Origin of the sequence: Shewanella canadensis (genome assembly GCF_003966225.1) — a bacterium.
GTDB lineage: Bacteria > Pseudomonadota > Gammaproteobacteria > Enterobacterales > Shewanellaceae > Shewanella > Shewanella canadensis.
Genome location: NZ_RXNU01000002.1, coordinates 427,152 through 443,431, shown reverse-complemented (window position 1 = coordinate 443,431; position 16,280 = coordinate 427,152). Strand labels below are relative to the sequence as shown.

General features: G+C 46.9%; 14 protein-coding genes. 9 read left to right on the top strand and 5 right to left on the bottom strand.

The window, feature by feature from the left end:
• Positions 1-41 precede the first annotated feature (41 nt).
• On the top strand, positions 42-1,631 hold the full coding sequence (locus tag EKG38_RS05415) for a GMC family oxidoreductase (protein WP_126519229.1): 1,590 nt from the start codon (positions 42-44) through the stop codon (positions 1,629-1,631).
• Positions 1,632-1,690: 59 nt separating this feature from the next.
• Here EKG38_RS05415 and EKG38_RS05410 read toward each other — a convergent pair whose 3' ends face one another.
• Complete coding sequence (locus EKG38_RS05410; RefSeq protein WP_126519228.1) at positions 1,691-2,128, bottom strand: TIGR02444 family protein; 438 nt, start codon at positions 2,126-2,128, stop codon at positions 1,691-1,693.
• Positions 2,129-2,206: 78 nt separating this feature from the next.
• Positions 2,207-4,117 carry an ABC transporter ATP-binding protein gene (locus EKG38_RS05405; protein ID WP_126519227.1) on the bottom strand — a complete coding sequence of 637 codons (1,911 nt, stop codon included), beginning with the start codon at positions 4,115-4,117 and terminating at the stop codon, positions 2,207-2,209.
• Between the two features lie 193 nt (positions 4,118-4,310).
• On the opposite strand from EKG38_RS05405, the gene EKG38_RS05400 reads away from it, so the two are divergent.
• The gene (locus EKG38_RS05400) at positions 4,311-4,511 is read left to right on the top strand and encodes a YheV family putative zinc ribbon protein (protein WP_126519226.1); all 201 of its coding nucleotides are present in this window, start codon (positions 4,311-4,313) and stop codon (positions 4,509-4,511) included.
• Positions 4,512-4,559: 48 nt separating this feature from the next.
• Here the strand turns inward: EKG38_RS05400 and EKG38_RS05395 are convergent, their stop codons facing one another.
• Both EKG38_RS05395 and EKG38_RS05390 read right to left on the bottom strand, forming a co-directional pair.
• Positions 4,560-6,482, bottom strand: coding sequence for a methyl-accepting chemotaxis protein (locus EKG38_RS05395; RefSeq protein ID WP_126519225.1), 1,923 nt, complete (start codon positions 6,480-6,482; stop codon positions 4,560-4,562).
• 140 nt (positions 6,483-6,622) lie between these two features.
• Positions 6,623-6,934 carry a hypothetical protein gene (locus EKG38_RS05390; protein WP_126519412.1) on the bottom strand — a complete coding sequence of 104 codons (312 nt, stop codon included), beginning with the start codon at positions 6,932-6,934 and terminating at the stop codon, positions 6,623-6,625.
• Positions 6,935-7,416: 482 nt separating this feature from the next.
• On the opposite strand from EKG38_RS05390, the gene EKG38_RS05385 reads away from it, so the two are divergent.
• The 7 genes from EKG38_RS05385 to EKG38_RS24880 all read left to right on the top strand — a co-directional run bounded on the left by EKG38_RS05385 (position 7,417) and on the right by EKG38_RS24880 (position 14,121).
• A complete protein-coding gene (locus EKG38_RS05385) occupies positions 7,417-8,826 on the top strand; it encodes an MFS transporter (protein WP_126519224.1) in 1,410 nt (469 codons plus the stop codon).
• Between the two features lie 336 nt (positions 8,827-9,162).
• Positions 9,163-9,858, top strand: coding sequence for a DUF3313 domain-containing protein (locus EKG38_RS05380; RefSeq protein ID WP_126519223.1), 696 nt, complete (start codon positions 9,163-9,165; stop codon positions 9,856-9,858).
• 369 nt (positions 9,859-10,227) lie between these two features.
• Entirely contained in the window at positions 10,228-11,604 is a 1,377-nt protein-coding gene (gene dbpA, locus EKG38_RS05375; RefSeq protein ID WP_126519411.1) for an ATP-dependent RNA helicase DbpA, read from the top strand.
• 576 nt (positions 11,605-12,180) lie between these two features.
• Complete coding sequence (locus EKG38_RS05370) at positions 12,181-12,732, top strand: hypothetical protein (RefSeq protein ID WP_126519222.1); 552 nt, start codon at positions 12,181-12,183, stop codon at positions 12,730-12,732.
• Positions 12,733-12,813: 81 nt separating this feature from the next.
• Positions 12,814-13,251, top strand: coding sequence for a hypothetical protein (locus EKG38_RS05365; protein WP_126519221.1), 438 nt, complete (start codon positions 12,814-12,816; stop codon positions 13,249-13,251).
• Between the two features lie 120 nt (positions 13,252-13,371).
• Positions 13,372-13,908, top strand: coding sequence for a V3/V1b-type arginine vasotocin receptor (locus EKG38_RS05360; protein ID WP_126519220.1), 537 nt, complete (start codon positions 13,372-13,374; stop codon positions 13,906-13,908).
• A gap of 45 nt (positions 13,909-13,953) precedes the next feature.
• Positions 13,954-14,121 carry a hypothetical protein gene (locus tag EKG38_RS24880; protein ID WP_185826782.1) on the top strand — a complete coding sequence of 56 codons (168 nt, stop codon included), beginning with the start codon at positions 13,954-13,956 and terminating at the stop codon, positions 14,119-14,121.
• Between the two features lie 602 nt (positions 14,122-14,723).
• Here the strand turns inward: EKG38_RS24880 and EKG38_RS05355 are convergent.
• Positions 14,724-16,232, bottom strand: coding sequence for a DEAD/DEAH box helicase (locus EKG38_RS05355; RefSeq protein ID WP_126519219.1), 1,509 nt, complete (start codon positions 16,230-16,232; stop codon positions 14,724-14,726).
• Between the last annotated feature and the right edge of the window lie 48 nt (positions 16,233-16,280).

The window sequence follows — 16,280 nt, the reverse complement described above, 5'->3', positions numbered from 1 at the left end:
AAAATTATAACTAAAATAGTAAGTCGTTGGAGGAAGTAGAGGTGGTAATAGCAGATCCGATTGAAGAGGGACTGGCCTCGGGCTGGAAACATATCGATGCCAGCCTGTTAAATGAGAGTCAAACTCTCGAGGCCGATGTCGTTATCGTTGGCAGCGGTGCTGGTGGTGGTGTTGCCGCCGAGATATTAACCGATGCCGGCTTGACGGTTATTATTATTGAGGGAGGCCCACTGAAATCATCCCGAAGTTTTAATATGGAGGAGCGGCGCGCCTATCCTAATCTCTACCACCAAGCGGCCGCCATGAAAACGAAAGATAAGGCGATTGGCATCTTTCAGGGCAGGGCCGTGGGAGGCTCGACCACCGTCAATTGGACCACCTCTATCAGAACACCCAAAAATACCTTGGATTATTGGGCTAAAGAGAAGTCGGTTAAAGGCTTGTCCAGGGAGGCGTTGGATCCCTGGTTTGAGAAGATGGAGCAACGCCTGAATATTTCTGAGTGGCCATTTGCGCCCAATAGAAATAATGATGCATTAAAAACCGGCTGTGAAAAACTGAACTGGGATTTCACCGTGATTAAGCGCAACGTTAAAGGGTGCTGGAACACGGGCTATTGCGGCATGGGCTGCCCCGTGAACGCGAAGCAATCTATGTTGGTCACCACCATTCCGGCGGCGCTTGAAAAAGGGGCGACTCTGGTGAGTCGGGCCAAAGTGGTAAAGTTAGAGCATCATAAAGAGAGGATCTTCGCGGCTAAGGCTCAGGCTCTGGATGAGAACCTAAAGCCTACCTCCGTGGAGTTAACCTTTAAGGCAAAGCACTATATTATTGCGGCGGGCGCCATACATACGCCGACACTATTGATGCGCTCCGGCGTCACCGATCCAAATCAAATACTCGGCAAGCGTACTTTCCTGCATCCAAGCTTGTTGAGTGGGGCTATTTTTAGTGATCCCATTAATGCCCACAGTGGTGCCCCCCAATCCATCTATTCCGATGAGTTTGTCTGGCGAGACGGCGCAGACGGTCAGTTGGGTTATAAGTTAGAGGTGCCTCCGGTTCACCCTATTCTTATTGGTTCTAAAACACTGGGTTACGGTAAGAGTCATGCCGAGTTAATGGCCAACTTTAATCAACTTCAGGTGACGATAGCTCTGGTCAGAGACGGCTATCATGAGCAGAGTCAGGGGGGACAGGTACATCTGACCGATAAAGGATTTACCTTAGATTATCCCTTGACCGAGGCGTTCTGGAATGCGGCAAGAAGGGCGTTTTCCAGCATGGCGGAATTGCAATTTGCCGCCGGTGCTAAACAGGTTTTGCCGATCAGCGAAGGGATGCCTTACCTAAACAGCTGGGCCGAGGCCAAGACTAAGATAGAGACGATGGAGTTGGCGCCGCTGAAAACCGTTGTGGCTTCGGCGCATGTGATGGGGGGCTGTCCTATGGGGGAAGATCTTAAGATGTCCATGGTCGATAGCCATGGACAATCCCATTACTATGAAAACATGTCGGTCATGGATGGTTCTATCTTTCCCACCAGCTTAGGTGCCAACCCACAACTGTCTATCTATGGTATGACGGCCAGAAACGCGACACGTTTGGCCGAGCGACTGACCAAGGGGTAGCGCAAAAGAACAGGAGTGAAGCCTTCACTCCTGTAGGGGATATTTTTTACTTTTTCCGGCTAGGCTGCCAGCTGCTGATATTCATCCGCGTCGAGCCGATACAGGTCCAGAAAGACATTCAGGTTTGAAGATTGTCCTTCATGGGGGAGCTGTCTAAGCTTATGTAAAATTAGTGCCTGAGATTTTCGTTCCAACATCAGTTCGACTTCAAGCATCTGTTGATACTCTCCCTCGATTAAACTGTTCTTACTCAGTTTACGCAGCTTTCTGTAGGGGAGTAAAACCCGCTCTTCCCAGTGATGGACCTCATCTTTCATCTGCGACCAATCTGTTGGGGTTAACAGGTAGCCCTGCTTATCTAACCATAAGGAGAGCAAGAGTAAGTTCACATTGACTTGATGTTCATCTTGAAGCTGAATACAGAGCGTTTGATGCTGGTGGTAATAACTGTCACACATTAGCCAAAGAGAGAGATCAAATTGATTTAAATAGGTCATTTAACGCGTTTCCTTATGCATTTTTGTCTTGGCGATGTTCTATCCCAGATATGAACATCGCTATAGTCTGAGTTAGTATCAGAGAGCTGAACGAACCTCTTGTTCAATCTCTTCGATAGACTCCTGAACCTCTAACCATTCCATCTCACTCTCCTCCAATGCTTGGGTGAGCTGAGTTCGTTCACTTAAGACCTGAGTTAATTTAGCCTTATTTTCTGCCTCATACAAACTCATGTCGGCCAGCATCTCTTCGAGTTCAGATAAACGGATACTCGATTTTTGCTGCGCTTTCTCGAGCTTGAGCTGAACCTTTCGCATCGGCGATAGTTTTTGGCGCAACTCCGCCTCTAAACGCTTCTGTAGCTTCTTATCCTGAGCAGGTTTAGCCTCCAGGCTAGCCTCCTCTCTGTTTGCCGACTTGGCTGCATCGAGAAGCCATTGATGATAATCATCGAGGTCGCCATCGAAACTTCGCACTTGACCGCCGTCGACCAGATAGTAATCGCTGCAACTGAGTCTGAGCAGGTGTCTGTCGTGGGATACGATAATCATCGCCCCCTCGAATGATTGCAACGCCATCGTCAGTGCATGGCGCATCTCAAGATCCAGATGGTTGGTTGGCTCATCGAGAAGCAGAAGGTTAGGACGTTGCCATACCAATAATGCCAATACTAATCTGGCCTTCTCTCCGCCGGAAAAAGGACGGACGGGGGATAACACCATGTCACCATTGAAGCCATAACAACCGAGGAAGTTTCTCAGCTCCTGCTCTCGTGTCGTCGGGGCCAGCCGTGACAGGTGCTGAAGTGGGGTGTCATCGAGGCGAAGGCTCTCGAGTTGGTGCTGTGCGAAATAGCCGATATTGAGACCGGGATTGGTCTCGTACTTTCCCTTCATCGGGGAGAGTTCTTCGGAGAGTAATTTAATCAGCGTCGACTTACCCGCGCCGTTGCGTCCGAGCAGGCCGATACGCGCGCCGGGAACCAGGTTCAGTTGAACGCTTTTTAAGATCTCTGTGTCGCCATAACCCACAGACACATTTTCCATGGTGACGAGAGGGTTTGGCAGTGTTTCTGGCTCAAGAAATGCCATATGAAATTGACTGTCAGCCTGTGACGGTAACAGTTCTGCCATACGCTCCAATGCTTTGAGGCGACTCTGTGCTTGTTTTGCTTTACTGGCCTTGTAGCGGAATCGGTCGACAAAGGACTGCATATGAGCCCGTTCTTTCTGCTGGCGCTCGAAGGCGACCTGCTGTTGCGCCATACGTTCGGCACGGATCCGCTCGAAGGCGGTATAATTGCCTTTGTAATAGTTGAGCTTATGGTTTTCGACATGGATGATCTCAGTGACGATGCCATCAATAAAGTCTCTGTCGTGGCTGATCAAGATGAGCGTACCCTGATAGGCTTTGATCCATCCTTCGAGCCAATACATGGTATCTAAGTCAAGGTGGTTGGTTGGCTCATCGAGTAGCAAGAGATCTGAGCGACACAGCAGCGCTTGAGCCAGGTTGAGGCGCATACGCCAACCACCCGAAAAACTCCTGACCGGATTGGACTGCTCCGCTTCACTGAATCCCAGGCCGGCTAACAGGCTGGCTGCTCGTGAGCGAATAGCATAGCCGCCAATGGCATCAATTTTTCCGTGCAGGTGGGCAATAGCATTACCATTGTCATCGGCCTGAGCTTGGTGAAGTTGCCTTTCAAGCTCGCGATACTCAACATCACCATCGATAACATATTCGAGTGCCGATACGTCAAGGGCGGGCGTTTCCTGAGCAACTGTTGCTATCTGCCAGCCACTGGGCAGACTAATATCACCTTTATCTAAGCTTATTTTGCCAAGTATTAACGCGAGGAGTGATGATTTTCCTGTGCCGTTAGCACCGACTAAGCCCACTTTGTGGCCCGGATAAATCGTAAGAGAGGTTTCATCCAGAAGCGTTTTACTGCCGCGGATCAACTGTGCTTGATTGATGGATATCATGGAGTACGACTTGGTGATGTTCTGGAGACAATTGGGCTGATGATATCTCACAAATGACCATCATTACCACAAACGGAGCCACAAACTGCGCGACAAACAGAGTAAAAGTGACGAACAATACGGCGATTTGGCTTTGTTTATGGCAAAATGGGGGCCTATTGAGCAGTGACCCCAATCAAAGGTTGAGAATTAAGTGGCTGAAGCTAGAGTGAAGAGACGTTTTGTTGCCGGTGCTAAGTGTCCTAAATGTAAGGCGATGGATAGCATAGTCCTGTTTAAGATTAACGGTGTCGAAACGGTAGAGTGTATCGACTGTGATTACAGTGAGCAGCAGACCGATGAAAAGGTGGCTAAGAAAGCCACCGGCGATGTGATAGGCGTATTTAAGCCTTAAAAATAAGGTTCTAGGTTACTAGAACCTAGAACCTCGGGACTTTTCTACTTAAAACTTAAATCGTGACACCAACTCATTGAGTTGTACTGCCATCTCCCTGAGATCGCTGCAATCGACTGAGGTCTGCTGCACCACCTGACTACTGGTGCGGGAGATATCGGCGATAGCGGTGACATGGGGATTGATCTCCCCCACCACATTCGATTGCTCACCGGTAGCCGTGGCGATCTGTACGCTCATCTCGTTCATCGCCTTGATATTGTCTGAGATGCTCTGTAGGTGCTCACCGGAAGAGGTCGCTTCCTGTTGGCTGTTTGTACTCAACTCGGTACTTTGCTCTATCGCCTTGACTGCTTCATTGGTTCTCTCCTGCAGTTGCTCGATAATATTGCGGATCTCTTCGGTTGAGGCGTGACTGCGTGAGGCTAATGTTCTGACCTCATCGGCGACCACGGCAAAGCCTCGTCCCTGTTCACCTGCTCGGGCAGCTTCGATGGCGGCGTTGAGTGCCAGCAGGTTGGTCTGCTCAGAGACCCCGCGGATAACTTCGAGAACGGTATCGATGGAGCTTGCATCTTCGGCGAGTTTGCTGATGGTCGAGCTGGTATTTTGCAGTTGCTCGCTCATGGTTGCCACACTGGTAATGGTTTTTTGAACAGAACTGTTACCCAGTACCACGGCTTCCTCGGCGACAGAGGCATTTTCTGCGGCGTTATTAGCACTCCCGGCTATCTCCTCAGCCGTCATCCCCATCTCATGAATTGCGGTCGCTATCTGCTCTATCTTGCTCACCTGCTCGTTTATCTCATGCTCCATATGCTTAGCTTGGTTATCGATACGATCGACGGCCTCAAAGAGGTCACTTCCTGTCGCCGACACGCTTTGCAGGGTGCGGCTGAGATAGTCGACGAAGTGATTATATCCCTGTGCCATGTTACCGGTCTCATCCTGACGGGAGTCATCGAGCCTGAGTGTGAGATCGCCTTCGCCCTCGCCAATGGCTTTAAGCATCTTAGCCAGCTCCCCAAAGGGAGAGAGTAGGTGGTTTATCAGCCACATGCTGACAGCCATAAAGAAGAGGGCGATCACGATGCCCATAATAACCACAGACCAGGTGGCGTCGTCTAAGGTGCCAAAGATCTCATCCCGGGGGATCTGAGCGATAAGATACCAACCGATATCGGGCAGGTATCGACTCGCGACCAACATCTCTTTGCCGTTATCGGAATACTCTGTGGTGGCGAAATCCTGCTCTTTAAACAGTGATTCAGTATCTATCTCACCTAAACTACTCAACTGCTTGCCGCTATAACCGCTGTCTGGGTGGATCTTGATGGTGCCGTTGCCATCGACCAGAAAGACCTGACCATGGGTGCCAATATGGTACTGTTTAATGCTGGAGGCCATACTTGAAAGCGACAGGCCCACACCAGCCACGGCACTGGGTTTTCCGTCAATCGTCATTAAGTAGTTAATAAACAGCGTAGGGATCTGATTCGACTCATCGACATCTAAACTAAGAGAGTACTGTTTGCCACTCTTCATAAAGTTGTAAAACCACTGGTCGCTCGAGTCGGACTCGGAGATGGTTTTCAGTATGCCACCGGGGATGAAGTAACGGCCGCTATTGCCCGAGACCAGGAAGGCGGTGATGGTGTCAAACTTTTGCTGGATATTAGTGAGGTAATTGTCGATCGCCTCATGGGTATCCGGGGTGTCCCCCCGACGAATTACATCCTGATAGTCGATGTTATTTGCCATCACCTTGCTGATCGTTATCGGCATCAAGAGTTGGGCGTGAATGTCGTTAGCCACCTCGCCTAAGACTGCCGGCAGCTCTCTTTCCAGGGTGCTTTCGAGGATAATACTACGGCTGGTACTGAGCGAATAGATGCTGATGATCAGTATAGAAAGTACAACGGAAGCTAAGGTCGTTAAGACCACTTTGCGGCGAATATTCAGTTTTAACATTGGCATGTCTCCTAATCTGAAATAAGTATAGGAGACAGCGGGCATTAGTGTTGTTAAATAATAGCTTAGTCACTCCCTAACGTTAGATTTTAGGGGGGCTGCTAAGAGTTAGCTCTCAGTTTAGGCTGATAAATGGGGAATTAATCGCTAAATCCTTCGCGTAGAAACAGATGACGGGTCTGGTTAAAGTGTGACTCATCGGCCTGAATAAACTCGATGGCCAGCATGTAGTTTTCGAGGCGAAACTTCTCCTGCTTGGCTATCTCATATTCATTCATCACGATATTCATCGCTTCGACAGTCCACTCCGGCTCACCCTTGCCTATATCTGTCTCATCCGGATCGTAGTTGGTGACCATCCAGTCCTGAAGCTGATCCGCGGTGATCTTCTGCTCTCCCCAGGATTTGAGCATGTCGATGAGTTGCTGTTTGCTGATATTAGGTTTAGTCATTGGGTTGGTCTTCATGTGGCTACTTTGGGCAAAGGGTAACGCTATTTAGCCCGATAATCGAGGCTTGGCGCTCTTGTCTGAAGAAATATCGATTTGCTGTAGAAAGGTTGAGCAAGCATTAATACGCCTACAATCAGATGTTAACTCAGATTTATTGTTAGTTGGCATGGCTTTTTGTTAATAAGTTTGGCGTGTAGCGCGCTCAATATGGCGCATTAACTGTCTTGTCATTAACAAAATCATGATAGAATCCCGCGTTAAATCTTTTGGGGCATGTCAGGCCTTGTTCGGGGCGCATCGGTCAGAAGTCGATGTATATGAGTTTCATATTGGTTGGAGTCGTGTCTTCAATCGGCACGAAACTCAGGCCTCAGACGAATAGAGATAGAATCGAGATAGAATAGATATTGTCACAATTGCGTCATCACGGGCTAGATAATATGTTGATGCAGATAACAACTTCAGATCTGGAATAAAATAAAATGACTAACAATACGTCCTCATCGACGCAGCAGGGTTTTCCAAAGATGTTTTGGATTGCCAATGGTGTCGAACTTTTAGAGCGCGCCGCCTATTATGGCGTGTTCATTGTGATCACCCTTTATTTGTCACGAATCTTAGGATTTAGCGATGTGGAGGCCGCATGGCTTGCCGGTTCATTCTCAGCGGGCCTCTATTTTCTGCCGACCTTTAGTGGCGCACTCGCAGATAAAATAGGCTTCAGGGGAGCATTACTGCTGGCCTTCGGTCTGCTTACCATAGGTTACTCCGGTCTAGCTCTCTTCCCTGCATTGCTAGAGGGACAAGGACTGGTTGAATATGGTAAAGAGGCGACCTATCACGGGCTGAAAGAGGCCGATATTCGTTGGGCAATAGTGCCTATTCTTATCGTTATCATGATTGGTGGTTCATTTATCAAGGCGGTGATCACCGCTACTGTGGCTAAATGTACGACTACGGCTAACCGCGCTAAAGGCTTCTCCATCTTCTACATGATGGTCAATATCGGTGCCTTCTCGGGTAAAACTGTGGTTAAACCTCTGCGTGAGTCAATGGGCGATCTCGGGTTAATCAACCTGAACTATTTCGCGGCGAGCATGACGCTTATCGCGTTTTTCAGTATCTTTATCTTCTTCAAGAATGCCGAGACCAACAGCGAAGGAAAGTCTCTGGCTGAAATATGGGCTGCACTTACCAGAGTACTGAGTAATGGTCGATTAATCTCACTGACCGTTATCATCAGTGGTTTCTGGATGGTACAGCATCAGCTGTATGCGACTATGCCTAAGTACGTATTGCGTATGGCGGGTGAAGGGTCATCTCCATCTTGGTATGCCAACGTAAACCCGTTAGTGGTATTCCTGTCGGTCAGTCTGGTGACTGCCATGATGAGCAAACGTAGTGCGCTCTCTTCGATGACTATAGGTATGTTTATCATGCCATTTTCGGCGCTGCTTATGGCATCGGGTAATATGTTTGCGGGCACCGAAACTATCTTAGGCATGCATCCTATTGCGGCTATGATGATTATCGGTATCGTGTTCCAGGGCTTGGCTGAGTGTTTCATCTCACCGCGCTTCCTCGAATACTTCTCACTGCAGGCACCTAAGGGAGAGGAGGGGCTCTACCTTGGTTTTTCTCATCTGCACTCCTTCATCAGTTCGCTATTAGGCTTCGGTCTGTCCGGATACCTGTTAGAGGCATACTGCCCGGATCCTCGTAACTTCGATACCCATGTTGAATGGGCGTCTGCGGCATCGCATGCACATTACATCTGGTACTTCTTTGCCGGTATCGCAACGGTTTCTGCCGTTTCCTTGATTATCTATGGCGTCGTGATTAAGCGCTTAGATGCGAATAAGATCGAAGAGGCTGAGCTCGCTACGGCCTAGATTCATTTAGCCTAGTGTCGCGATAGACTCGTTACTGAAAGCCCCGAATATTCGGGGCTTTTTTTTGCCTTGTTTTGCTACTTTTCTGCAGAGAGGCCGAGAGAGAGCTGGAGCTATGCTGCGATTCACAAGAGATTCGATGAGTAGCAATGAGTTAGGGGCTGGCTTTTGGCGTGTCATTTCATTGAGCGAAATTCAGACACCTGTGTTACCATGACTAGACACTTGTGTAGACGTGCTTATATGAAGCACTTTAGCTAGCACTTGAGTTAGTCGTGCTTTTATTAGTTTTGACTTAGTTTTAAATCAGTTTTGAATTTGTTAAATAGGAATTTTATGAAATCTTGTCGAATCGCACTGAGTTTAGCTGTAAGTGTACTTGTAATGCTATTAAGCGGCTGTGGTGTCGTTCAGGATTATCGTCAATCACAGATGTTTAAAAGCTTCGATGACTTCAGGCCGGGACCGGAAGGTGGCAGCGACCTTATCTGGGCCAAACCGGGTATTAAGAGCATCAAAGATCTCAATGAGATTCTGGGGCAATACGATAGCGTTATCGTCGATCAGGTCTGGTTAGTTCTGGATGATAAGACCCGCTACGATAATCTATCGGAACAGGAGGTTATCGGCGTGTCTGAGTATCTGGTCGAAAAGATAAAACAGAAGGCCGCGACGCGTTTTGAGCTTGTGGATAGCCCCAAGGGAAAGACATTAAGGATCAGCGTTGCATTGACCAACATAGAAACGCCTAACCCTATCTTGGCGGTCACCAGTAGCCTGCTTCCCTTTGGGCTCGGGATCTCCACTATCTCTAAAGTTGTGACCGGAGAGCACACCAATGTCGGTAGTGCCACGATTGAGATGATGATAAGCGATGCTAACTCAGGTAAGCCTATCGTCGCGGTTATCGATAGAAAAGCGGGCAGTAAGGACCTGAGCACCATGATTGATTCGACAGATGATGCCAGAGATGCCATTGATTGGTGGGTAGATAGAATCGGTTCGACGCTACGCGGGGAGCAGCCCCAGTAATCATTAGTTTTGTCTCCCTTATATAGAGGAGAGGCATCTTAGTAGCCTTCCGGTTTGAAGAGTCAGGGGCAAGGATACGAGCAACTCATATCAAACCTTGCTATAATCACGGCCATTATTATTGAGCTTAAATATCATCAATTTCACAGGATGATAGTTAGCTCGATAAATTCGATTTATATCAGCGATGTATCAATAGCTTACATTTGAATGGTTGACTATTGTTTAGTCTATTATTGAATGATGCACTATTTGATTAGTTCTTTATAGATAGTCGCTTTCATGACGAGTGTTTCGTCGTGATAAAAATAGGAATAGACCTTGAGCCAAGTAACGCCAAATTCAGACTCTTCATCGCCAGAGAATAATATGTCATTTTCGACATTAACGCTAAAACCTGAACTACTCGATAACCTGAAAACAATGGGTTACGACTCGATGACGCCAATTCAGGCGCAGAGTTTACCTGCGATCTTAAATGGTGAAGATGTTATCGGCCAGGGTAAGACCGGCTCAGGTAAAACGGCGGCCTTTGGTTTGGGTCTATTGCACAAGTTAAACGTAAAGCGTTTCCGTATTCAATCTTTGGTATTGTGCCCGACTCGTGAGTTGGCCGATCAAGTGGCGAAAGAGATCCGTACTCTTGCCCGTGGTATTCACAATATCAAGGTCTTGACTCTATGTGGCGGCGTACCTATGGGGCCGCAGATCGGTTCTTTAGAACATGGCGCACATATTATTGTTGGTACTCCAGGCCGAATTATCGATCACCTGTCACGTGAGCGTTTAAGCCTCGAAGATGTGAATACCTTAGTGCTGGACGAAGCGGATCGCATGCTGGAGATGGGCTTCTTGCCTGATCTGGACTACATCATGGCCCAGATGCCACGTGAACGTCAGACCTTGCTATTCAGTGCGACTTTCCCTAAGCAGATCCAAAAGATCGCCGAAGAGATCATGTACGAGCCTGTAATGGTCAAGGTCGCATCGACACACGACAGTAGCAGTATCGATCAGCATTTCTATCAGATAGATAGCAACAAGGATCGCCAGAAGGCCCTGCGTCTGTTGTTACTGCAGCACAGACCCGAGAGCGCCGTTGTATTTTGTAATACCAAGCGTGAGACCAAAGACGTGGCCGCGACTCTGGCCAACGATGGTTTCAGTGTAGTGGCTCTGCATGGCGATCTGGAGCAGCGTGATAGAGACATCACCCTGATGCAGTTTGCCAACAAGAGTGCCTCTGTCATGGTGGCAACCGATGTCGCCGCTCGAGGCCTGGATATCGAAGCGCTGGACATGGTGATTAACTACGAATTCGCCTTCGATACCGAAGTGCATATTCACCGCATCGGTCGTACCGGCCGCGCCGGCAGCAAGGGCGCCGCCTTTACCTTCTACACCTATGACGATGACTATAAGATCAAGCTGTTAGAAGAGTATCTGGATCGTGATATCGTCAGCGAAGCCTTGCCGCCTGAGAATCTGCTCGATACCTTCCCGACTCAACCTAAGATGGTGACCCTGCAGATCGATGGTGGTAAGAAGCATAAGGTACGCCCTGGTGATATCTTAGGTGCGCTAACTGGCGAAGATGGCATTCAAGGTTCAGAGGTCGGTAAGATCAAGATCACCGAATTCCGCTCATACGTGGCGGTTGACCGTAAAGCCGCTAAGCGTGCCCTGCATAAGATCACCAACGGCAAACTCAAAGGCCGCACTTATCGTGCATGGGAAATGAGATAGTCTGATAGTTGAGACTAGGTTTCAACTTTGAAGGGGAGCGATTAAGGTCGCTCCCTTTTTTGTTGCCATTGATTTTTGCCAGTCTTGGCAGGAAGAGGCTTTCCAAACTTCGTTTGGATGAAAGTCGTGGACGTTCCGTCCACACCCGACCAAGAGGGAGATCAACAGCAATCCCCCTCTTGGATCACCCCGTGCCGCCCCGGCGAAGTTGTTCTCCTCATACTCCAATAAAAATAACCTAACGACTCAGATGCTACATCCATGTAGCCCCGAGTCTGAGCCATCATCCATGATGGCTCTACGGAATTTTTATCTACGTATTTCGGCAACTTCCAACGGGGAGCTGTTGTAACCCCAAATATCATTTGGTTCTTTCCAATATTTGATATGGCGCACTTTTTCATTAAATAGCTAAAAATATGGAAGAAATGACTATTGAATTGGACGAAAAATGGGCGTAGCGTCAAAGAGATACAAAGTGTGATGTCGAGATGATTAGGCATTAGTATGTAGCTTTGAGAAAGAAGGCTGCGAATGCACACTATGTAGCTGCAAGCCTTACCACAGGGAGAAAGTATGTCGGAAACAGAAAATATTATTATAAGTGTTGTATCAGGTCTTATTACTGCTTCAATACTGCTGATGATAAAAAATCTTTTTGTAAGTAGCTTTATACCTTGGTATCGCCATGTCATGTACAAAGGTACAAAAATAGATGGGGCTTGGTATCAGTATGCCAATGCTCAAAAAACACTAATGGAGCTAAGTCAAGAATGCGAAGTTATAACAGGTAAGGCTACAGTCCACTCACTTTCTCCAAATAATGATTACTTTGACGATTTAAAAACTTACAACATTAAAGGGAATATCTCTGAGCGTTTTATTACTTTAAATCTTACCCATACTGACCAGCAAAGAATTGGAATAATTACACAGCTTTTACAACTTGAAGGTGATGGTACTTTGCTCAAAGGGAAGGCTAGTTGGTATGCACCTCGAATGTCAGAGATAGTTTCTGGTGATGCTGCATATTATCGTGACGAAGTGGCTGCTCAGAAATGTCATGATGAATTTATAAGGAAGAGTAACGCCCTGAATCAATTGCCACTATCGAGACCTCAAGGCTGACAAACTAATAAATAATGATAACAATAGTTGGCTATTTCCATTAATGACAATTTTTAGTTCATTTTTCTAAAAGGAGAAATTATGCACGGATATGAAATTATTCATGTCTCTCAAATCGATGGAGAATTTGAAGGTTTTGATGACGAAGTTTTGTTCTTGCTAATGGATGGAACATGTTGGGTTCAAGATGAATACAACTACTGGTATCACTATGCTTATTGTCCTCGAGTAAATATTCTTCAAGGCAATGGAAGACTTTATATTCAAGTTGATGGTCAAAATGAAATTGTTCCAATTCGACAAATAGATGGAGTGATCAAAAGCAGAGTGAATGGCGAGTTCAAAGGTTGGGAGGGAGATACATCATATGAGTTAGTTAACGGGCAAGTTTGGCAGCAGTCTCATTACAAATATGAGTACAAATATGCCCATCGACCAGAAGTTCTTATTTATGATCCAGGTGGTTGTCAAGTTATGCAAGTAGCGGGCACTTCAGCCAAAGTGCGCCGTGTAAAATGAAAAACAACTATGGCGTCAATAATTTATTTTTTGCTACAGAATTCCACTTTTAATTGTAGATATTTACCAGATATAGATCAGGTAACCAGGTAATAAGTAGCAGAGGAAAAGGAGTTCAGTTTGAGTTCAATTTTAGAAGTTATAAATAGCTATTCACCTTTCGAGCAGAGTTTAATAGGTTCCGCAGTATTTTTGTTTTCTTCTTGGTTAGTTAGATTGATCTTCAAGAAAGCAAAAAATAGTGGTGCACATCTTTTTCATGAGTATTCAAAAATTGATGTGGTAAAGCACACTCTCCACAAAGAATACATAAATACAAATAACATGCAGTTTTCTACCTTCGGATCTTCAATGGCTTTACTGCATGCGAGTCGATGGGTTATTAAGGCTTTATTAATATCTGTATTTTTTGTTGGTTTATCATCAATTTTAAAAGGTGATTGGTTATATGTTGTAGCGTCTTGGTTTTCTTTTAACTGTATTTTGGAAGCTAATAGTTGGGTTAAAGACAGTAGTAGCGATGAGTGCGTGTCTCATGTACCAGAAGATGTTAAGAATGATATATATAACAGGCTTAAGCCCCAATTAAATGAACATGTCGAAAGTGGTACCAACAAGACATTAAAATCGGATCCAGTAGTTGAACCGGCTCAGTAGGCACTTCGTTTAACTATATTTAGCCAATAATTATGTACTTTAACGGTGACACTTATAACTTTGAGTGAACCTTATGTCGCAGCAGACTACGATATGTCCCCGTTGGAAGTTGCCGAAGGGCGTTGGAATAAATTGCGTGAGCCGGACATGGATGTCTGGCTAGCTTTCGGGGTGCAGGATGTACCATCGGAAGCGATAGCAATTTATCCATAAGCGATGAGGCCAGTACTCAATGCATGTAACTTCGCCGGGGCGTCATGGTACTTTGGTTTATGAAGAATCAAGGAGGATAAGGACGAGCAGTCCTCCTTGCCCGGTGTGGTACGGAGTACCGCGACTTTAGTCCAAACGAAGTTTGGAAAAGCTTATCCATGGATACGAAGGAAGGGTAAACTTAATCTCGCTGCAAGCGATAAACAACCATGAAGGTACGACCTTCAATACTCCGGGTAAAACCAAACACAGCAGAGAAAACATCCTAAGTCAGTGATGCGACTGACTACCCCTGTCGAGTGTCGGGATAACGAGGGGTATCATCTTTGATACACAACCACTCTAGCTGGCTGGCAGTATGAATATGGTATTTAACCGGCACCAAGTTTGGGTTATCCAGTGATGCAATACTCAATGAGAGGCTAACATGAAGGCAAAAAAAAAGCAGAGCGTGAACTCTGCTTATTTTGATCTTAAAACTTAGCGCTAATTTCAAAAGCTGGATGCTGAAACAAGTTCAGCATGACGGCTTTGATATCATCAGGCTGCAGCGAGTTTTCTCGTAGGCACTAAGTGCCGTACTCGTGGCTCGCACCTATGCACTACTTTCCCCAGATGCTGCTATTTGAACTTGGCTTAGTCGCTGCTGAACTCGCGCTATTGCCAGAGCGGGATTGAGAGCCTGAGCTACGACGACTGTGGCTGGCATTGCTATCATTTGGCTTATGCCCGCGAGCAGAATCACCACTGCGTTGACCGTCTTTATGCTCTACTCTGCCACCTTGACTACTTTCGCTACGAGAGTCGCTACGAGAGTCGCTACGAGAGTCATTACGCGATGAGCCACGTGAAGCGCTGCTACGAGAGTCGTTGTTTCTTGAACCTGAGTTTGAGCGACCATTGCCTCTGCCATTGGCATTGCGTGGACCACGGTTTTGACCATGCTTTCTCTCATTAAGATCGGTTTCGGCTACAACTTGAGTCGGCACAAAGCCTTCAACTTCTTTGCGAGGAATTTTTTGCTTAATTAAGCGCTCAATATCCCTGAGTAGCTTGCTTTCATCACCGCTGACAAGCGAAACCGCTTGACCATCGGCGCCGGCACGTCCTGTACGGCCGATACGATGAACATAATCCTCGGGTACATTTGGCAGGTCGAAGTTAACCACATTAGGTAGCTGATCGATATCGATACCTCGGGCGGCAATATCGGTTGCGACGAGTACGCGAACTTCACCACTCTTAAAGTTAGCTAAGGCCTTAGTACGTGCGCCTTGGCTCTTGTTACCGTGAATGGCTGCAGCGGTGAGGTCATTAGCTTCGAGGTTCTTAGCGATACGGTTTGCACCATGTTTAGTGCGGCTGAATACTAATACCTGTTTCCAGTCATTTTGTTTGATCAGATGGATCAGCGCAGCGGTTTTCTGCTTCTGATCGACCTGATAGATATACTGCTCGACGGTTTTTGCCGTAGCGTTACGTGGCGTAACAGAAATTTCGACAGGGTTGTTCACTAAGCCTTTGGCCAGTTTACGGATATCATCAGAGAAGGTTGCCGAGAACATCAAGTTCTGGCGCTTCGCTGGCAATACTTTAAGAATTTTCTTGATGTCATGAATAAAGCCCATATCTAACATACGGTCGGCTTCATCTAGGACCAACACTTCCAGTTGACTGAAGTTCAGGGCACGCTGATTGAATAGATCGAGCAGACGTCCCGGAGTTGCAACCAGAATATCTACGCCTTTACCTAACTTAGAGATCTGTGGGCCAATACCTACACCACCGAAAACAACTGCCGAACGTAGAGGCAGGTTTTTACCATAAGTCTCGACACTCTCGGCGACTTGAGCCGCGAGCTCACGAGTTGGAGTTAATACCAGCGCGCGTACTTGTTTGGCTTGGGCACGATTGCCTCTGGTTAGTAGCTCTAATAGTGGCAGAGTAAAGCCTGCCGTTTTACCTGTACCTGTTTGAGCTGCGGCCATAACATCCTTGCCTTCCAGCACAGCGGGAATTGCCTGAGCTTGGATAGGTGAAGGTGTATCGTAACCTTTTTGGGCAACAGCTTTTAATATTGGGGCTGATAACCCCAGGGAGGTAAAACTCATAGATTGGTCTCTCGGTGCTTTAAAACAGCAGAATTCATGGAGCCAGTG